This is a genomic window from Bradyrhizobium ingae, from assembly GCF_055791185.1.
Map to the genome: position 1 here is coordinate 137,039 of NZ_JBVUBB010000001.1, position 18,214 is coordinate 155,252.

The following is an 18,214-nucleotide window of genomic DNA, read 5'->3' on the forward strand; positions in this document are numbered from 1 at the left end:
CAAAAACGGTGGTTCAGACATGAAAATCGGCATCAACTCGGACATGGGCGAAGGCTTCGGGAACTATCGCATTTGTGACGACGAGGCGCTCATGGGAATCGTCTCTTCCGCCAATGTGGCGTGCGGCTTCCATGCCGGCGACCCCATCATCATGGATCGCATGGTCCGCATGGCGAAGGCCAAGGGAGTCGAGATCGGCGCGCATCCGGGGCTGCCGGATCTGCTCGGATTTGGCCGCCGCGTGATTCAGATGGATGCGGCCGAGCTCGAGAAGCACATGGTCTATCAGATCGGTGCGCTCCAGGGGATCGCTGCCAATGCCGGCCACCGCGTGACCCATGTCAGCTTCCATGCGGCGATGGGCAACATGGTGAATGCCGATCCGGACATGGCTGCCGTGGTTGCCCGCGCAATCGCGACCATCGATCGAGACTTCATCGTGTTCTCGCAGCCCGACGCCGCGATCGTACACGCCGCATGCAAGGTCGGCCTGCGGGTGCTGACGCTCTTTCTGGCGGATCGCGCCTATGACGAGAACGCCCATCTCGTGTCGCGCAAGCTGCCCAATTCCGTCATCACCTCGCCAGACGCCGTGGCAGAACGGGTTCAGAGATTTCTGGACAGCGGCACGGTGAAGACGATCGAAGGCAAATCGATCAAGGTCGAGGCGCGCTCTATCCTCATTCACAGCGACACCCCTGGCTCCGTCGATCTCGCGGCTACTGTGCGGCGCGTGGTGGAGCAGGGCGGCGGCGAGGTGGCCCCAGCGGCGGCGTTGGTCAATTAGCTGCGTCGGCCGGCCTCGCGGGCCGTCGCTCAGGTCGAGCAGGCCTCCACAAGGGGGCGAATCCTCGCGATGGGCGTTCCGTAGCCGACCATCGCGCCTGTCTCGGCGAGGACAGCATCGAGAATGCCCTCGGCGGGAGACAGAACCGGCGCATAGATCAGACCAACCTTGACGAGGCCGACGATCGCGCCGGCCTGGATCTGTTGGCCCGGCTCGACGAACGGCTTTGCCCGCCAGGGATGCTGGCTGAGGAAATGCCCTGCGACATCAGCCGTCGCGACGACGTGAGAATCCCTCCGCGGACTCGATGTGGCGACCGGCGCCGTCGAAGATGCGCCCGTCTCCACCACGAGCTTCAACGACTGGTCCTTGTCTTCGATCTCGATGGACGCGACGCCGTAGATCTCCAGGAGCCTGGCCAGGCGTTCGATGTGGGATGCGTCTATCGGCATCTGCGGAGCTCCTCGATAAGTCGAACGTTGGTCCTGAGCCGATCAAGATAGGCCGAGATATCGGCCTCGGCTGCAAGCGCATCCGAATATGCAGTTTGCTCGAACCGGAGTCTGCCGCCGAGCCTGGCCTGCCCGACGCGCCAAAGATCGGCCCTGATCACGGTTGCGATTTTCGGGTAGCCGCCGGAGGTCTGCGCATCGCGCATCTGGATGATGGGCTGTCCATTGGGCGGGATCTGGATGACGCCCGGGACGATGCCGTGCGATCGCTTTTCGATCGGTGCGATCGGCTTCACGGCGGGACCTTGCAGGCGGTAACCGTAGCGATTGCTCTGTGGCGTGATCTTCCAACTGCTGCGCCAGAACAACTCCTGCGTTGCGCCGTCGAACCCATCATATTCGCCGGCGATCACGACCCGCACGGGGATATCGTCCGCTGGCGCATCCGGCCGGGCGAGGGCGACCTCGGCCGGTTCGATCCCGAGCTCGCCGATTCCGGTCACTGGATTGGGCTCGGCGCATGGCAGGATATCCCCCGGTTGGAGAGGCCGCCCGTGAAGGCCGCCGAACTCACCGCGGAACTGGGTGCTCCGTGATCCCAAAACCACTGGAACGTCGATACCGCCGCTGACGGCAAGATAGCAGCGCGCGCCACGCGGCATCGTCTTGAGATTGAGAACGTCTCCGGCCTGCGCATGTGATCGCCACCATGGCGGGATCGTTCGCCCTCCGACCTCGGCCTCGACCTCTGCGCCCGTAAGCGCAAAGGCCATGCTTCGGCCGAAGCGAAGCTTGAACGGCGTCATCGGGATCTCGATGCCCGCAGCGTTCTCGTCATTGCCAAGCAGGATGTTGCCGGCGCGCAATGCGACGTCGTCCATCGCGCCTGACGTGCCGACCCCGAACCGATATTGGTCGAAGCGGCCGAGGTCCTGGACGCTGGTCGGGCCGAGGACTGATATGATCTCGATCAACGGATCACCCGTTCGATCTCGAAGCGGATGGTGTCGCCCGGTGCGAGCGCGGCCGGCGTGGGCCATGCCGGATCGAAAAACGTCCAGGTCGTGTGTCCGATGGCGTGCCACCCAGTGGGGCCGGGTGATGCGGAGACCCCGGTCTGCGATCCGCCGATTGATACCGAGCCGCCAGCCGAACGTTGTAGCGGCGTCTGACGGCGCGGCATGGTTATGCGGGGATCCATGCCGCCGAGGTAGCAATAGCCGGGATGACTTCCCAGCGCGAACACGGTGTAGAGGGGCGCGGAATGGATCGACACCACGTCATCAACGGACAGGCCGGTATGATCGGCAACGGCCTGCAGTGACGATCCGATCTCTCCGCCATAGGTGACCGGCAACCTGATCTCGCGTCCCCCGATCGTAAACTCCTGCGCTTCATCCCATCCGTCGTTGAGAGCCGCGATCAGCGTGTCCAGTTCGCGGGGAGGTGTTTCGAAAGTCAGCATCAGGTTGGTGATGCCTGGGATGGCTTCGCGGATGCCGGGCCATTTCGAGGCCGCCACGGCGAGCGCCCAGATGCGCTGCTGGTGCGGCAGGTCGAACGTGCCGGGCGCCTCGAACAGAAGGGCCGATGTGCCGAGCAGGCTGATCCGTGGCCGATCGAGGGCGGTCATTTTGCAGCTCTCTGCTCGGCCATCCAATGCTCCAGATGATGGATGTCATAGCCGCCTCTGCAGAACGCTGGATCCGACAGGATGGCCTGATGCAGCGGCACATTGGTCCGGACGCCCTCAGCGCGCAGCTCGGACAGCGCGACACGTGCGCGCGCCAGGGCCTCGTCGCGGGTGGCGCCATGGGCGATGAGCTTGCCGATCAGAGAGTCGTAGTGACGCGGAACATTGGCTCCGGCGACGATGTGCGAATCGACACGAATGCCGATACCGCCGGGGACATCCCAGCGTGTCACGGCGCCTGGTGAAGGCGCAAAGGTGACCGGGTCTTCCGCGTTGATGCGAAATTCCACGGCATGGCCACTCCGCGCGATATCCGCCTGCGAGATCAGCAATGGCTCGCCACGTGCGATGCGGACCTGCTCCTTGACGATGTCGATGCCCGTGGTCATCTCGGTGACGGGGTGCTCGACCTGGACGCGCGTGTTCATCTCGATGAAGAAAAACTGCCCATCTTCATAGAGGAATTCGAAGGTGCCTGCGCCGCGGTAACCGATCCGACGGCAGGCTTCGACGCAGCTCGCTCCGACCCGCTCGACGAGTGCGCGGTCGATGCCGGGCGCGGGGGCCTCCTCGACGACCTTCTGATTTCTGCGCTGGAGCGAGCAGTCGCGGTCGCCAAGCCAGAGATGATTGTCGTGCTGATCGCACAGGACTTGAATTTCGATATGGCGCGGCTTTTCGAGGAATTTCTCGATGTAAACGGCGGCATTCTTGAAGGCCTTGCTCGCTTCTGCGCGCGTCAGGGCGAGCGCATCATCGAGTTCATGTTCTGCGCGCACGATCCGCATGCCGCGCCCGCCACCGCCGCCCGCCGCCTTGATGATGACGGGATATCCGATCTCCCGCGCGATCGCGCGCAGCTCGACCGGATCATCGGGCAAGGCGCTGTCCGGGCCTGGCACGCAGGGAACGCCGGCCATCCGCATCGCTCGTTTGGCCGCGACCTTGTCGCCCATGGTCCGGATGCAGTCCGCCGGCGGGCCGATGAAGATGAGGCCTGCCTGCGCAACCCTGTCGGCGAAATCAGCGCTTTCCGACAGAAATCCGTAGCCCGGATGAACCGCCTGCGCACCGGTGGCTTCCGCGGCGAGCAGGATCGCTGCAGAATTCAGATAGGTGCTGCTCGCTACGGCGGGGCCGATGCAGAGCGCTTGATCTGCGAGCGCAACGTATCGCGCGTCCCGGTCTGCCTCGGAGTGAATGACGACGGTCTTGAGGCCCATCGCCCGGCAGGCGCGCTGGATGCGAAGCGCGATCTCGCCGCGATTGGCGATCAAAACCTTGTCGAACATCAGGAGGGGCCTGCAGGTCGGATCCGGAATAGCGCCTGTCCGGCTTCGATCTCGTTACCGTCCTCGACGAGAACGGCCACAACGACGCCGGACGTCTCGGCGGTGACGTCGATGAACGTCTTCATGGCTTCGATGATGCATATTTTCTGGCCTGCCGCGATGGTGCTGCCGATCTCCACCAGCGGCGGCTCGTTCGGCGCGGCGGCCCGATAAAACACGCCATGCATTGGTGCGGGCACGACGGTCTCTTCGTCAGGCACGGCCGGCGAGCGGGCTGCGGCCGGCGAGGGGGCCGGCTCATGCCTGGGAACGCGCATCCCGTCCGATGCGTTCGGGATGTGAGGTGCAATCGGATTCGCCTCTTGCGGCGGCGGACCTTTCAGGATGCGGACGCGTGTCCCATCTTGCGTCAGCTCCAGCTCAGCGATGCGCGATCGCGAGACCAGATCGACCAGTTGCTCGATTTTAGCGAGGTCCACGGTGATCGCCCCTGTCTAGCGTATCGATATGCGCCTCTCGTCCATCAGGTCGTGGTCTGCCGATGTCTCTGCGCGAAGTTGAGGCCGCCGACGACCTGCTGGGTCGGCAGCACCTCCATGAAAGCGACGTTCATGCGGGCGGGCGAGCCGACCGCGAAAGCAATTGAATTGGCGATATCCTCGGGCTGCAGCGCGTCGTAGTCGTCGAAAAAGCGACGCTTGGCCTCGGCAAGATCGCCCAGCAATCGTCCGAAGACTTCCGTCTCTACGCGGGCCGGCGAAACCTCGGTGACGCGAACCCGGGTGCCATAGAGATCGACACGCAGCTGCTGCGAAAGCGAATGGATGCCCGCCTTCGTGGCGTGGTACACGGTATTTCCCCCGCCGAAGGCATAATGGCCGGCGATCGACGAGATGTTGACGATATGGCCGCGGTCGCGCTTGGCCATGCCGGGCACGATCAGTCGCGTCAGATGCAGGACGGCGCGCAAATTGACGTTGATGAGGGCGTCAACATCGTCGGGCGTGGTGTCCAGGATATTGCCGCGACGTGACTGGCCTGCATTGTTGACGAGAACGTCGAATTCGGCCGAGCTTGCCAGCGCGGTCAGCGCGTCCAGATCGCCGACGTCAACGGCGCAGGCACGGCAGCCGGTCTCGGCCGACAGGGCCGCAAGCCGGTCCGCGTCGCGCGCCACGGCATAGACGTCGAGGCCCTCGGCGCTCAGCCGACGAACCGTTGCAGAGCCGATGCCCGAGGAAGCGCCCGTCACCAGCGCCGTTCGATAGTCTGAAAATCCCATTCGTTCGGCTCCTTCGTGCATCGTTACCTATAGGCCCGGCGGGTTCCAGGTGGTAAGAATATTTCGTTCTAGTCCCATAGCTCCAGCGTATTGCTGCCGCCATGATGACCTTGTTGTTGGGAACCCCGTATTGGATACGCGCCGCCTCGAAGCCTTCGTCAAAGTCGTCGACCTCGGAAGCATGTCGCGCGCGGCGAAACTGCTCAACATTGCCCAGCCGGCGCTAAGCCAGCAGATCGCCAGTCTGGAGGTCGACTTCAAGCGAAAGCTGCTCGACCGCAGCGCCCGGGGTGTCAGGCCGACCGACGCGGGTCAGATCCTCTACCGCTATGCCAAATCGATCCAGCGGCAGATCGACGAGGCGAGACGGACTATCTTGGAGAACCGATCGGGGCTGACCGGCAACGTTACGATCGGCCTGGCGCCGCTCAGCTCGGCGGCATTGCTCGCGACCCCGCTGCTGATGCAGGTGCGTGAACGCTATCCCGGCATCGTGCTGCACATTTACGACAGTTCCGGCGTCATGCTCAGCGAAATGGTGCTGAAGGGGAGCATGGACATGGCTGTCCTCTACGGCGATCGTCCGGTGACCGGTCTCGACTACAAGCCGCTGATGCGCGAGTACTTCTATCTTGTCGCGCCCCGCAGCATGTATTCGGGTCAGACGCCTTCGGAGGAGGTTTCTGCGGAGGAGGTCGCGCAATTCGACCTGCTGCTTCCATATCGGGAATCCTTCCTGCGACAGGCGGTCGAACGGGTCTGCGCCGAGGTGGGACTTCGCCCGCGCGTCATCGCCGAGATTCATTCGCAATCGACCCTGTCCTCGGCGATTGCAGCCGGAATGGGTGCTGCCGTGCTACCCATGTCCATCGCACAGGCACTGCCGAACCTGGATGAGCTTTGCATTCGGCGGATCGATGCGCCGTCGGCGTCGCAGCAAACGTCGCTATGCATTTCCGACAACGTTGCTTTGTCCGATGCTGCATTCGCCGTTTACAAGATATTGCTCGAGATCATCGCCAAGAGCTGGGGGCCGTTCGATTGCCCGTCCGGCTCGGCTGCCGTCGGCCCGACACCGCCTTTGGGCGATCCGAAGGACGAGCCATAACGAAATACGATGCGGCAATCCCAAATCTGAAATTCTCCGACATCAGGCAGTCGACTATCTCAGGTGAAGCTCAGAGCGGACCCTTGGAGGGACCATGGTTCACGTTGTCAGAACTTTCGATCGGCCTGCCGCAGACCTCGTCGAGCGCATCAAGCAGTTTCCTCCATCCACTCTTCATGAGGCGCAGGGGCGTTCGGGTGCTTTGACGTCCCGGATCAAGCCGATCTATCCGGGAATGCGGGCCTGTGGGCCGGCGTTTACGGTGAGCTGCCATCCCGGCGACAACATGATGCTCATCACGGCGATTTCGCTGGCCAAACCGGGCGACGTGCTCATTGTGAGCGCAGGCGATCATCCGGAGCAGGGCGGTTTCGGCGAGGTGCTTGCCACGGCCTGTGTCTCGAAGGGACTCGCCGGCCTGGTCACGGATGCCGGCGTGCGCGATGGTCCGGCGATCCGTAATACCGGCTTCCACGTTTTCTCCTACGGGCTGTGCATGAAGGGAACCGTCAAGGAGACCCTCGGCTACATCAACCAGCCGATCGTCATTGGCGGCATCGCAGTCCGTCCGGGCGATATCGTCAGTGCTGACGATGACGGTGTGGTCATCGTGCCCAAGGAGAACATCGCCGACGTTTGCGTCAAATCCGCTGCACGCGAGGAAAAGGAAGCCAGCGTGATGAAAGCACTCAAGGCGGGTGGCGACATTCTAGAACTGTCCGGCATTGGCAAGGTGCTCGAGGCCAAGAACTGCACCTTCGGCTGAGCGGGCGGACGAGGAGCGAATATGCCGGCCATTCTCGGCTCGGGCGAGCATCGTTACCGCGTCGTTGAAAACTGGGCGAAGCTGCCGGATGGCTGGCAGCTCACCGATGTCGCGTCCGTCGCGGTCGACAGCAAGGATCGCATCTACGTCTTCAACCGCGGCGCTCATCCGATGGTGGTGCTCGACCGCGCGGGTAATTTCCTGCGTAGCTGGGGCGAGGGGCTCTTCACCCGCGCGCATGGCCTGCATATCGATGCCGACGACAATCTCTATTGCACCGATGATGGCGACCACACGGTGCGCAAGTGCGCGACCGATGGCAAGGTGCTGCTGACGATCGGCGTCCCCGAAAAACCCTCGCCGTTCATGAGCGGCGATCCCTTCCACCGCTGCACCCATACCGCGCTGTCGCCGAAGGGCGAGATCTACGTCTCCGACGGCTACGGCAATGCCCGCGTCCATAAATTCACGCCGGACGGCAAGCTGATGATGAGCTGGGGCGAGCCCGGCACCGATCCCGGGCAGTTCAACATCGTTCACAACATCGCCACCGACGCCGACGGTTATGTCTATGTCGCCGACCGCGAGAACCATCGCGTGCAGGTGTTCGACGGCAAGGGCAGATACGAGACGCAGTGGAACAATCTGCACCGGCCCTGTGCGCTGTGCTGCTGCGGCGGCAAGCAGCCGACCTTCATCATCGGTGAGCTTGGCCCTGCCATGCCGGTGAACCGCAAGGTGTCCAATCTCGGCCCGCGGCTGTCGATCGTCGATGCGCAAGGCAAGCGCATCGCGCGGCTTGGCGGCGAAGATGGTCCGGGTCTCGCCAGCGGAAAATTCCTGGCGCCGCATGGCCTCGCTCTGGATTCGCAAGGTGACCTGTATGTCGGCGAGGTCGGCGTCACCGACTGGAAGACGAACTTTCCGGACGAGGAGATGCCGGCCGTCGTACGTGCCACGCGGTGTCTGCAGAAGCTGGAGCGGGTGCGGGAAGGCTCCTAGCATTCGGCGCTACGCGAGGACGAGCACGTGGGCGTAGTCGGGCCACGCAGGCCGTTAGCGCAGCCCTCGAGGCCTTATCATGCCACGCTGTGTGGTATGACCCGCTCTACGTGGCCTCTGCCGTACCAGACGTGGTCGAGCAGTTCGACGATCGGTTCGCCAAAATCTTCATACTTCACCTCGATCGATCGCAGCCACGGCGCAATCCACCGATTGAGCGGATTGCCATCGATACCGACGAGTCTGCAGCGCTCCGGAACCTGGATGCCGCTCTCGCGGGCAAAACGATAGGCGCCGTAGGCGATCTGGTCGCTGACGCACATCAGCCCCTCGAGCCAACCGTTACGCGCGGCGAGCCGACGGGCGGCCTCATAGCCGATCTCGAGGTGAGAACGGCCAGCTGCCTCAGCCTTCGGGATTTCTGTGGCGCCGAGCGCGCGCATGCGGCTGCAGAATCCCTTGAGGCGATCCAGTGTGACGGACGATCCCTGGGCGGGCGCGAGCACGCCGCAGCGCCGCAACCCCGCGGACCACAGCATGTCGGCGGCGTCGGCGCCCGCCTTGGTGTTGTCGATGCCCACAAAGGCGCCGCGCCCGAACGGCGGGCGACGGTTGACGAAAACCATTGGCGCGCCGTCGGCGACGAAATCCTTCAGCACTGCGCTCGGTACGCTCGCGACCATGATGTAGCCGCGCACCACCTGCGAACGCATGGCATTGAGATATTCGTCCTGCAGATCGGGCCGATCGTGCGTGTCGCAGAGGATCATCACATAACCGGCGGCGCGCAGCGCGGCTTCGGTCGAAGCGGCGATGGCGGCCATCACGGGATTGTCCAGATTGGGCGCGAGCATCGCGACGAGGCGGCTTTCCCGTCTGCGTAACGTCCGGCCGGCATGGTTGGGGTGGTAGCCCACGACGGCGATGGCCTTGCGGACGCGCTCCACGGTCTCGGCAGAGGCCCGGCGCGTTTCGCCGTTGACGATGCGCGAGACAGTGGCGATCGAAACGCCGGCGGCCGCAGCGACGGTCGCGAGTGAAGCGGGGGCGGAGCGTTGCTTGCGCGTCATTGTTGGGCTCGGGTGTGATCCGCTGAAACGCGAGAATACAGCGATTGACAGCTTAGGCAAACGTTTGCCAAAGTACCCGCCAACAATCAAAGTATCGCCCGGAGGACGCAAATGAGGACAATGACCCGTCGCGCTATCAGCGCCTCCGTGCTGGCGGCCTGCCTATTGGCGGGCAGTTTGGGCGTTCGCGCCGCCGAGGCGCAGACGGTCCTGCGGATGACCTGGTATTCGGACGGCAACGAAGGCGAGGTGATGGCCGATCTCCTCCGCCGCTTCGAGGACAAGAACCGGGACATCCACGTCGTCCTGGACCAGGTGCCGTTCAAGGCCATCAACGAGAATCTGCCTGTGCAGCTAGCTTCGGGGCAGGGGCCCGACATCGCCCGTGTCGGCGACATGGGCGGCCTTGCCCGCTATATGCTCGACCTGCGCCCCTACTTGAAGAACGCCGACTACTGGGAAGCGAATTACGGTCCCTTCCTGAAGTGGATGCGGGTCCCGGGCGATACGTCTTCGATCCCGGGCTTCATGACCCAGCTGACCGTGACCGGTCCTTTCGTCAACAAGACGCTGTTCGAGCAGGCGGGTGTCGCAATGCCCGCTGCGAAAGCGTCCTGGGAGGATTGGGCCAAGGCGGCAAAAGAGGTGGCGGACAAGGTCCAGGCGCCATTTCCGATCGCATTCGACCGTTCCGGTCACCGCTTTTTCGGCATGGCGATTTCGGAAGGCGCCGCCGTGTTCGATGGCAAGGGGCAGCCGGCGGTCGTCGACGACGGGTTCAAACGTGCCGCCAAGCTGATCTATGACTGGCACAACAGCGGCGTGATGTCGAAGGAGCTGTGGGGATCGGTGGCGGGGGCGACCTATCGCGGTGCCAACGAGGAGTTCAAAAACGCCCAGGTCGTCATGTATGAATCGGGCTCCTGGCAAATCAGCCAGTTCGACAAGACGATCGGAACGGCTTTTGACTGGGTTGCCGTGCCGACGCCGTGCGGGCCGGCGAACTGTTCCGGCATGCCGGGCGGTGCGGCGCTCGTCGGCATCAAGTCCACCAAGCATCCGGAAGAAGTGGCCCGCGTGCTCGATTACCTCGCGAGCGAGGACGTCGTCGCCGAGTTCTATGCCCGCTCACTGTTCGTGCCGGGCCATCTCGGTCTCGCCCGCAAGGGCCTCGACTACAAGGATGCGTCACCGGTCGCGAACGCCGCGCTCAAGGTCTTCAGCGACGGCGTCAACCAACTCGCGCCGGCGGCGAACCAGCTGCAGGGCTACCCGGCCAGTCGCGTCATACTCAACGCGGTGATCAGTCGGCTTGGCCAGGCCGTCTCCGGCGAGATCACTCTCGATGAGGCCTATAAGCGCATCTCGGGCGATATCGAGCAGCAGCTCGCCGAGCGCAACAAGAAGTAGGCGTCGGACGGACGCGTGGCGGCATGACCGATCTGCCGACTGGCATTGAACCGCAGGCCGCGCCGACGGTCGCGCTGCTCGCGCGCTTGCGTCGCGCGGGCGAGACGGCGCTCGGCGCGGTGTTCGGAGCCCTGCTACGTCTCGTCGATCGCCCGATGCGCCTGTTGCAAGAGCTTATCGGCGAGCGGCGAATGGCCTACGTCTTTCTGCTGCCGAACCTCGTCTTCTTCTCGCTGTTCGTGTTCGTCCCGCTTGTGATCGATCTGGTGTTTTCGTTCACGGGCGGGGAATCGCTGTTTCCTTCGCAGCGGCCTTATGTCGGAACCGATCAGTACGCCTATCTGTTCGATTGCGGCTCCTTCTTCGATCCCGCTTCGTGCCGGGTCGATCATTTCTGGCGCGGCGTCGCCAATACGCTGCGTTTCACCATCTTCCAGCTCGTATCCATGGTGACGTTTTCGCTCGTTACCGCGCTGGTTCTGAACATGCGGATCCGCGGCCGCGGTTTTTTTCGCGCGGTCTATTTCTTTCCGGTGCTGCTGTCGCCGGTCGTGGTTGCACTTGTCTGGAAATGGATCTTGCAACGCGATGGCCTGCTGAACGCCGGGCTCACCACGATCGGCGGGCAGAAGATCCTGTTCTTCGTGGATCCTGGCTGGGCGATGTTCTGGTCGGTGTTCGTCTCGGTCTGGGCGCATATGGGCTTCTACACGCTCATCCTGCTCGCGGGGTTGCAGGCCATTCCAGCCGATCTCTACGAAGCGGCACAGATGGACGCGACGCCGCGATGGCGCGTGTTGTGGCGGATCACTTTGCCGCTGCTCTGGCCGAACCTCATCGTGGTGATCGTGCTTGCACTGATCCGCGGTGTGCAGACGTTCGATGAGGTGTTCGTGCTGACCGGCGGCGGACCGGGCACGGCAACGCTGATGATCGTCCAATACATCTACGAGACGGCATTTGCGAGCCAGGTGCAGAATTTCGGCCTGGCTGCTGCGGCTTCAATCGTGCTCGGCGTGGTGCTGTTTCTGCTCACGCTGGCGCAGTTGTCTCGCACCCGGAGCGCCTCATGAAGCCAATTCAGCTACTGCGCGCCCGCCGTCGGAGCGGGCACTGGCATTGGACAGACATCGCCGCCTACGCCTATCTCGGGCTCGGTGTCGTGCTGATGTTCGGGCCCGTCGTGTGGCTGGTTCTGTCCTCGTTCAAGACCCAGGCGAGCCTGCTGGAATTCCCGCCCTCGCTGCTGCCGCTGTCGCAACAGGAGGTCAGAGTGCAGGGCTTTCCGCAGCCGCTGCCGCTTTTTGCGGCCACTCTCGACAATGGCGAGCGTCGCGAACTCGTGCAAATCAGGCGCATCGGGCTGATCGCCCAGATGGTCGACCCGGCCGATCCCAAGCAGCAATATCGCGTACCAACCGCCAAGCTCGCGCCTGTTCGGCACTTGAGTTTCGCGACCTCGAATTACACCGAGCCGCTCCAGAAATTCGCCTTCACGCACTATCTGTGGAACTCGGTGTTCGTCACGACGATCGCAACTCTGATCACGCTGCTCATCAATTCGATGGCAGCCTATGCTCTCTCCATCTACGAATTCAGAGGCAAGACCATCGCCATGCTGATGGTGATCGGCACGCTCATGATCCCGATCACCATCATTCTCGTGCCGGTCTATCTCGTCGTCACGAAACTCGGCCTCGTTAATTCGCTCTGGGCGGTCATTCTTCCGGGTGCCGCGACTCCCACGGGGGTCTTCCTGTTGCGGCAATACATGCTGACGCTGCCGCGAGATCTCATCGAGGCGGCGCGCATGGACAAGGCAAGCGAATGGCAAATCTACTGGCGGATCGTCATGCCGCTGGCGGCCCCGGCTCTGGCAGTGCTCGCCATCTTCTCCATCATGTGGCGGTGGAACGAGTTTTTGTGGCCGCTCGCGGTGCTCACCAAGTCCGAATCCTTCACGCTGCAGATCGGTCTCAATGCCTTCCAGGGCGAACTGCAGACGCAATGGAATTATCTCCTCGCGATGACGGTGGTGTCGCTGATCCCCGTGGCCCTTGTCTTCGTCTTTCTGCAGCGCTTCATCGCCACGGGAATAGCCAATACGGGAATGAAATGATGGCGGGGATGTCGTCATGGCTGGCCTGACTCTCAAGGGCGTCCGCAAGGCCTACGGAACGATCGCCGTGATCCACGGCGTCGATCTTGCGATCGCGGACGGCGAATTCATCGTCTTCGTCGGCCCGTCCGGCTGCGGCAAGTCGACCTTGCTGCGCATCATCGCCGGGCTTGAGGATGTCACCGACGGACAGATTGCGATCGATGGCCTCGACGTCACGCGCGTACCGGCGTCGGACCGGGGGCTCGCCATGGTGTTCCAGTCCTACGCGCTCTATCCGCACATGACGGTCTACAAGAATATGGCCTTCGCGCTCGAGAACATGGGTCTTGCGCGGTCCGAGATAGATGCCCGGGTCCGGCGCGCGGCCGAGATGCTGCGCCTCACGGAATATCTCGAGCGCAAGCCGAAGGCATTGTCGGGCGGCCAGCGGCAGCGCGTGGCGATTGGTCGCGCGATCGTTCGCGATCCCAAGATATTCCTGCTCGACGAGCCGTTGTCCAACCTCGACGCCGAACTGCGCGTTGCCACCCGCAAGGAGCTCGCAGCGCTGCATGCCGAGATCGGCGGCACCATGATCTACGTCACGCACGATCAGGTCGAGGCGATGACCATGGCGCACCGTATTGTCGTGCTGCGCAGCGGCCGCATCGAGCAGGTTGGCACGCCGCTCGACCTGTACAATCGGCCCGATAATCTCTTTGTTGCGGGCTTCATCGGCTCGCCGCGCATGAATCTGCTGCCGGTGCAGGTGGTGTCGCCGGGGCTGGTACGCGTCGGCGAAACCGGAGAACCAATCAAGGTAGCGACGGGCTCGCTCATCGCGGGCGCTTCCGCCACGCTCGGTGTGCGCCCCGAGCACATCGCGCTCGCTGACGGCGCGGCCGATCTGACGCTCACGATCGACCTCGTCGAACAGCTCGGCGGTGATACGTATTTCTATGGCAGCGCGCCCGGCTTGCCACAGATGACGGTTCGCCAGAACGGTCAGGCGTTGCGGGGGCGCGGCGAGACCCTCCCGGTTCGTTTCGAGCCGGCGCACCTTCACCTGTTCGACGCCGAAGGGGCCGCCGTGCGGCCAGGCTGCTGAGGCCGGCACGATAGAACAAGATCAAAGATGGAGTGCTGAGACATGAAAGCCCTGGTTGAGGGTCGCTATCGCGGTTGCGAGGGCGGAGCTGCAATATTCGACGTCGGGCAGGGAGCCACCATTGCGGTGCGCATCCTCGAGCGCGATCTCGGCCGGGTGACGCTTCGCCGTGCTGGCGGCTTTCGGCTCGACCGCGGCTGGTCGCTGGCGCCCGGCGGCATCGAGCCCCCATATGGGGGACGCGACCGCGACGATATGTCGGGCTTCGCCAATCCCGCGGTGACGATCACAGTGGGCGAGGGCACCGTCAGCATGACGACAGCCGGGCTGACGGCCGAGATTACGCTTCATCCGTTCGGCATTGCCTGGCGGCGTGACGACGAAGTCGAGCCGTTTCTGCGCGACCGGCCGACCCAGGCCTATTTCGTCTCCAACAAAACCCCGGCCATCGCGCACATGATGGCGCGTCATCCGGACGAGCGCCATTACGGCCTCGGCGACAAGGCCGGGCCGCTGGATCGCACGGGACGGCGTTTTGCCATTGACGCAGTAGACCCTTGCGGATTCGACGCCGAGCTGAGCGATCCGCTCTACAAGATGCTGCCGTTCGTCATTGTCGATGGGCCGCAAGGCGCCCACGGTATCTTCTATGACAATCTCTCCACCGGATCTGTCGATCTCGGCTGCACGATCGACAACTACCATGGCACGTTCCGGTCTTATCGCGCCGACGATGGCGACCTCGACTTCTACGTGCTCGCTGGGCCCAGCGTGCGCGAGGTCGTGCGCCGTTTCTCCTGGCTCACCGGGGGGCAGGCTTTTGCGCCGCGCTGGTCGCTCGGATTCGGTGTTACGTCGATGGCGATCGCGGATGCGCCCGACGCCGATCGGCGGGTTACGGAGTTCATCGCCGACTGCCGCCGCCACGCTATTCGTTGCGACAGCTTCCACTTCGGCTCAGGCTACACCTCGATCGGTGGACGTCGCTACGTGTTCAACTGGAACCACGACAAGTTTCCCGATCCATCCTCGACCATGGCGCGGCTGGTCGATGCCGGCATCCACCCGGTGACCAACATCAAGCCGTGCCTGCTCGACGATCATCCGCGGCTCGCCGAGGCCATCGACGATGGCATCCTGGTGAAGGACAAGGTGACCGGAGCTCCAGCCGTCGCGCAATTCTGGGATGGCGTCGGCTTTCACGTCGACTTCACCAATCCCGACGGGCGCCGGTGGTGGCGCGCGGGCATCGAGCATGCGCTGCTCGATCATGGCGTCGTTTCCATGTGGAATGACAACAATGAGTTCGAGATCTGGGACGAGGACGCGGTCTGTGCCGGCGACGGCCGCCCCTTCGCGCAGGCGCTGGCGCGCCCGGCGCAGGCCTTGCTGATGACGAAGCTTTCCTTCGAGACGCAGGCCGACCGATCCTCCTCACGGCGGCCCTACGTCATCACGCGCGCCGGGCCGGCCGGGCTTGCGCGCTATGGCCAGACCTGGTCCGGTGACAACGAGACCGCCTGGAAGACGCTGCGTTTCAATCTCACCCAGGGTCTGAACATGAGCCTGTCCGGGCTCTTCAACATCGGCCACGATGTCGGCGGTTTTCACGGCCCGAGGCCAAGTCCGGAGTTGCTCTGCCGCTTTGTCGAGTTCTGCGCACTCTGGCCACGCATGATCATGAACTCGTGGAACGATGACGGATCGGTCACTCTGCCCTGGATGCACGCATCGGTGTTGCCTCAGGTGCGCTCCGTGATCGAGATGCGGCACCGGCTGCTGCCCTACCTTTACACGCAGATGTGGCGCGCCAGCCGCGACCATGAGCCCGTGGTGCGTCCGCTGTTCTGGGACTTTCCTGATAATGCGGCGGTGAGGGACGTTGAGGACGCCTTCATGGTCGGCCCCGATCTGCTCGTCGCGCCCGTGCTCGAGGAGGGCGCTTCCGATCGCCGCGTCCGGCTACCCGCCCATGAAGGTGGCTGGTACGACTGGCACGATGGCCGTCATTTCTCAGATAGTGAGACTGTGCAGGTCGCTGCGCCCCTTGGACGCATGCCTTTGTTCGTCCGTGCAGGAGCCATGATTCCGGTCGTTGATATCGATTTGGCCGGTAGACCGGGCGAGCGGTCGCTTATGGTTTTCGGCGCGCCGGGCGCGCATTCCGCTGCCGATCTCTACGAGGACGATGGCGAAACGGCAGCCTGGCGCACGGATTCTTTGCTTCTGTCCTTCCATTTGTGCCGGAAAGGCACCGGCCTGGAATTGACTGCAAAAGCGCAAGGCGGTTTCCGTCCGGCATTCGACCGTTTGCATGTGAGACTCCTCGGAGTGGCGGAGCCCTTGACGATCGGCAGCATCGAAGGACCTGTTACAGCTGTGCTCGAGGCGACGAAGTAGCTGCGCCAAGCGCCAAAAGCGCTCTTATGCCGCTGAAATACGCACAATCTTGCCGCTCCGAACGCTGGCGTCGCCTGATTGCGTGACGGCGTTCTCAAGCGGCTGCCGCCACTTGAGAAGATGAGACGCCAGGTCGCGTCGGCCTGTCCGCTGATGCCGCCACAAAGGGAATGCCGAGTTCGGCGAGCTCTTCCGTAAGAATACCGCCTGCTATTGCAAGAAAAGCTCGGGATGGGCATGCAGGTCCTTGGGGCCACGTTGGAGAATGCCGAAGGGTTGATGCAATCCTGGATGAAGCTTGTGCCGTCACGAGTCATGGCGGGGCTTTGACCCAGGCTTCGGAAAGCAAGTGAAACGATCCGGCCAAATCTTGGTCGTCGCTGCTGCATTCGTGTCCGCCGACGAGGGTTGACCGAGCCGATCAAAAATCTAATCTTCGTCGGGTGTATTCCCGACAATCGTAATAGACGTGCGCGTTGCCGGCGTCTCGTGCAGGCAGGTTCGGCTGCTCGCAAGATGAACAAAGGACGCGTTGAGAGAAGAGTCGGGTGAAAACCAAGGAGGGGCGCTCACGCAAGTTGGAGAGCAGACCTTCGGAGGAAGACATGGACGGCGATCGGTGGCCGCAGGCACCTATGACGAACGCCCGCGCCAACCTTGCAGATGTGCGGCAGAGTGCCGCAGCATTTCTTGACAATTTGTTGGTCGCTGTTTCCAAAGATTGCGACCGTTGGATTCATCACTGGATGACGGTTGGTGATGGGTATCGGGAATCGGCTGAACTCGCGATCAGCAAGAAGTTGCCAACGTCATCCCGTGAATCTTGGCTTTGCGCTCTGACGGCTTTTGAGGTCGCAAGAGAGCTCGCTCATCCCGGGAGTTCATCGAGCCTCGCGCTTGAGGATCGGATCGAGAATAGTCTCAGGAGTCTCGATGCCAGTGAGCCGCGTCGCGTCGAACGGATAGAGATCAAGCTTTTCGATGACCTGCGGCTTGCCGGGTACTTTCTGCCCGCGGCGTGTCGCGCTCGGCCTGCGCCTGCAGTTATTTTCATTAGTGACCAAGAAGCGTCGCCCGATGCGATCTTGAGCCAGCTTCTGCCTGCGGCTGAGGGGCGCAATTTATCGATCCTGGTTGTTCGAGGAGACGATGCGTCAAGGCATCGTCTGTTCGGGCCTGAAGCCCTCCTGGCGAGTTGGCTGGACTATTTGGAAAGCCGATCGGATGTCGATGCCGACCGAATTGCTGTCAGCGGTGAGAGAATGGCCGCCAGTTATGCGTCGCGTATCGCTGCATCGGACCGCAGGATAGTCGCGGCTGTTTGTGACGGCGGACTTTGGACTGCGGCCCAACATCGCGCGAGCGTGGGCTGGATGACGGGCATTTGGGATTCGGCCTCGGACCGCGCGCGGGAGTCTGGTCAGCGGCTGGTGGGCCGAATGCGGTGTCCGGTCCTGATCGTGGCGGGAGGTCGAGCGATGGTCGACCAGCAGCATGCTCTTGAACTGCAGGCCGACTGCAAGCGTGCTGGAGTGGATTGCTCCATTGCGATTTCTCGGGGCTCGGACGAGCTTGAAAACTTCGTCACGAAGGACGATTTCGTTCTCGACTGGCTTGAGCAGAAACTCGGATCGCGTCGGCAATTTGAACCGACGAGCGATTAGCAGGCAGCAAGCAGCTCAAGAATTCTGCTCTACGGCTGGTTCGAGCTTGAGGTCCCGGTGTATGATGCGCCGGTCGATC

17 protein-coding genes are annotated in these 18,214 nt (G+C 63.0%); 10 read left to right on the forward strand and 7 right to left on the reverse strand.

Going from position 1 to position 18,214, the window contains the following annotated elements:
- The first annotated feature begins 19 nt into the window (after window positions 1-19).
- A complete protein-coding gene (locus tag ACV1FX_RS00710) occupies window positions 20-787 on the forward strand; it encodes a LamB/YcsF family protein (protein ID WP_473115611.1) in 768 nt (255 codons plus the stop codon).
- A gap of 29 nt (window positions 788-816) precedes the next feature.
- Here ACV1FX_RS00710 and ACV1FX_RS00715 read toward each other — a convergent pair whose 3' ends face one another.
- The 6 genes from ACV1FX_RS00715 to ACV1FX_RS00740 are packed head-to-tail and all read right to left on the reverse strand — an operon-like array spanning window position 817 to window position 5,506.
- Complete coding sequence (locus ACV1FX_RS00715; protein WP_473115612.1) at window positions 817-1,239, reverse strand: acetyl-CoA carboxylase biotin carboxyl carrier protein; 423 nt, start codon at window positions 1,237-1,239, stop codon at window positions 817-819.
- The gene (locus tag ACV1FX_RS00720; protein ID WP_473115613.1) at window positions 1,230-2,213 is read right to left on the reverse strand and encodes a 5-oxoprolinase subunit C family protein; all 984 of its coding nucleotides are present in this window, start codon (window positions 2,211-2,213) and stop codon (window positions 1,230-1,232) included. Before ACV1FX_RS00720 ends, ACV1FX_RS00715 begins: the two co-directional genes overlap by 10 nt.
- Window positions 2,210-2,872, reverse strand: coding sequence for a 5-oxoprolinase subunit PxpB (pxpB, locus tag ACV1FX_RS00725; RefSeq protein WP_473115614.1), 663 nt, complete (start codon window positions 2,870-2,872; stop codon window positions 2,210-2,212). Before pxpB ends, ACV1FX_RS00720 begins: the two co-directional genes overlap by 4 nt.
- Window positions 2,869-4,224, reverse strand: a complete 1,356-nt coding sequence (accC, locus tag ACV1FX_RS00730) for an acetyl-CoA carboxylase biotin carboxylase subunit (RefSeq protein WP_473115615.1) — start codon at window positions 4,222-4,224, stop codon at window positions 2,869-2,871. Before accC ends, pxpB begins: the two co-directional genes overlap by 4 nt.
- The gene (gene accB, locus ACV1FX_RS00735; protein WP_473115616.1) at window positions 4,224-4,703 is read right to left on the reverse strand and encodes an acetyl-CoA carboxylase biotin carboxyl carrier protein; all 480 of its coding nucleotides are present in this window, start codon (window positions 4,701-4,703) and stop codon (window positions 4,224-4,226) included. The genes accC and accB overlap by 1 nt, the downstream gene beginning before the upstream one ends.
- A 44-nt stretch (window positions 4,704-4,747) precedes the next feature.
- The gene (locus tag ACV1FX_RS00740) at window positions 4,748-5,506 is read right to left on the reverse strand and encodes an SDR family oxidoreductase (RefSeq protein ID WP_473115617.1); all 759 of its coding nucleotides are present in this window, start codon (window positions 5,504-5,506) and stop codon (window positions 4,748-4,750) included.
- 130 nt (window positions 5,507-5,636) lie between these two features.
- Between ACV1FX_RS00740 and nac the strand changes: the two genes are divergently transcribed.
- From nac to ACV1FX_RS00755, 3 genes are all read left to right on the forward strand, one after another.
- The gene (nac, locus tag ACV1FX_RS00745; protein ID WP_473115618.1) at window positions 5,637-6,614 is read left to right on the forward strand and encodes a nitrogen assimilation transcriptional regulator NAC; all 978 of its coding nucleotides are present in this window, start codon (window positions 5,637-5,639) and stop codon (window positions 6,612-6,614) included.
- Window positions 6,615-6,708: 94 nt separating this feature from the next.
- The gene (locus ACV1FX_RS00750) at window positions 6,709-7,380 is read left to right on the forward strand and encodes a 4-carboxy-4-hydroxy-2-oxoadipate aldolase/oxaloacetate decarboxylase (protein WP_473115619.1); all 672 of its coding nucleotides are present in this window, start codon (window positions 6,709-6,711) and stop codon (window positions 7,378-7,380) included.
- 21 nt (window positions 7,381-7,401) lie between these two features.
- Window positions 7,402-8,382 (forward strand): peptidyl-alpha-hydroxyglycine alpha-amidating lyase family protein, encoded by a 981-nt coding sequence (locus ACV1FX_RS00755; protein WP_473115620.1) that lies wholly within the window; start codon window positions 7,402-7,404, stop codon window positions 8,380-8,382.
- A gap of 77 nt (window positions 8,383-8,459) precedes the next feature.
- Here ACV1FX_RS00755 and ACV1FX_RS00760 read toward each other — a convergent pair whose 3' ends face one another.
- Window positions 8,460-9,563, reverse strand: coding sequence for a LacI family DNA-binding transcriptional regulator (locus ACV1FX_RS00760; protein WP_473115621.1), 1,104 nt, complete (start codon window positions 9,561-9,563; stop codon window positions 8,460-8,462).
- Between ACV1FX_RS00760 and ACV1FX_RS00765 the strand changes: the two genes are divergently transcribed.
- From ACV1FX_RS00765 to ACV1FX_RS00790, 6 genes are all read left to right on the forward strand, one after another.
- On the forward strand, window positions 9,564-10,862 hold the full coding sequence (locus ACV1FX_RS00765) for an ABC transporter substrate-binding protein (RefSeq protein WP_473115622.1): 1,299 nt from the start codon (window positions 9,564-9,566) through the stop codon (window positions 10,860-10,862).
- 23 nt (window positions 10,863-10,885) lie between these two features.
- Window positions 10,886-11,935 (forward strand): carbohydrate ABC transporter permease, encoded by a 1,050-nt coding sequence (locus tag ACV1FX_RS00770; protein WP_473115623.1) that lies wholly within the window; start codon window positions 10,886-10,888, stop codon window positions 11,933-11,935.
- Window positions 11,932-12,981 carry a carbohydrate ABC transporter permease gene (locus tag ACV1FX_RS00775; RefSeq protein ID WP_473115624.1) on the forward strand — a complete coding sequence of 350 codons (1,050 nt, stop codon included), beginning with the start codon at window positions 11,932-11,934 and terminating at the stop codon, window positions 12,979-12,981. Before ACV1FX_RS00770 ends, ACV1FX_RS00775 begins: the two co-directional genes overlap by 4 nt.
- 16 nt (window positions 12,982-12,997) lie before the next feature.
- On the forward strand, window positions 12,998-14,071 hold the full coding sequence (locus tag ACV1FX_RS00780) for an ABC transporter ATP-binding protein (protein ID WP_473115625.1): 1,074 nt from the start codon (window positions 12,998-13,000) through the stop codon (window positions 14,069-14,071).
- Window positions 14,072-14,113: 42 nt separating this feature from the next.
- Window positions 14,114-16,471 (forward strand): glycoside hydrolase family 31 protein, encoded by a 2,358-nt coding sequence (locus ACV1FX_RS00785; RefSeq protein WP_473115626.1) that lies wholly within the window; start codon window positions 14,114-14,116, stop codon window positions 16,469-16,471.
- A 605-nt stretch (window positions 16,472-17,076) separates the two neighbouring features.
- On the forward strand, window positions 17,077-18,135 hold the full coding sequence (locus tag ACV1FX_RS00790; protein WP_473115627.1) for an alpha/beta hydrolase family protein: 1,059 nt from the start codon (window positions 17,077-17,079) through the stop codon (window positions 18,133-18,135).
- Window positions 18,136-18,214 lie beyond the last annotated feature (79 nt).

Bases quoted from the DNA above. Each gene is read 5' to 3' on its own strand.
- ACV1FX_RS00785 (WP_473115626.1), top strand. From the start codon at position 14,114: ATGAAAGCCCTGGTTGAGGGTCGCTATCGCGGTTGCGAGGGCGGAGCT.
- ACV1FX_RS00780 (WP_473115625.1), top strand. From the start codon at position 12,998: ATGGCTGGCCTGACTCTCAAGGGCGTCCGCAAGGCCTACGGAACGATC.
- ACV1FX_RS00740 (WP_473115617.1), bottom strand. From the start codon at position 5,506: ATGGGATTTTCAGACTATCGAACGGCGCTGGTGACGGGCGCTTCCTCG.
- accC (WP_473115615.1), bottom strand. From the start codon at position 4,224: ATGTTCGACAAGGTTTTGATCGCCAATCGCGGCGAGATCGCGCTTCGC.
- ACV1FX_RS00755 (WP_473115620.1), top strand. From the start codon at position 7,402: ATGCCGGCCATTCTCGGCTCGGGCGAGCATCGTTACCGCGTCGTTGAA.
- ACV1FX_RS00765 (WP_473115622.1), top strand. From the start codon at position 9,564: ATGAGGACAATGACCCGTCGCGCTATCAGCGCCTCCGTGCTGGCGGCC.
- ACV1FX_RS00715 (WP_473115612.1), bottom strand. From the start codon at position 1,239: ATGCCGATAGACGCATCCCACATCGAACGCCTGGCCAGGCTCCTGGAG.
- ACV1FX_RS00750 (WP_473115619.1), top strand. From the start codon at position 6,709: ATGGTTCACGTTGTCAGAACTTTCGATCGGCCTGCCGCAGACCTCGTC.
- ACV1FX_RS00775 (WP_473115624.1), top strand. From the start codon at position 11,932: ATGAAGCCAATTCAGCTACTGCGCGCCCGCCGTCGGAGCGGGCACTGG.
- ACV1FX_RS00790 (WP_473115627.1), top strand. From the start codon at position 17,077: ATGGACGGCGATCGGTGGCCGCAGGCACCTATGACGAACGCCCGCGCC.
- ACV1FX_RS00710 (WP_473115611.1), top strand. From the start codon at position 20: ATGAAAATCGGCATCAACTCGGACATGGGCGAAGGCTTCGGGAACTAT.
- ACV1FX_RS00770 (WP_473115623.1), top strand. From the start codon at position 10,886: ATGACCGATCTGCCGACTGGCATTGAACCGCAGGCCGCGCCGACGGTC.
- pxpB (WP_473115614.1), bottom strand. From the start codon at position 2,872: ATGACCGCCCTCGATCGGCCACGGATCAGCCTGCTCGGCACATCGGCC.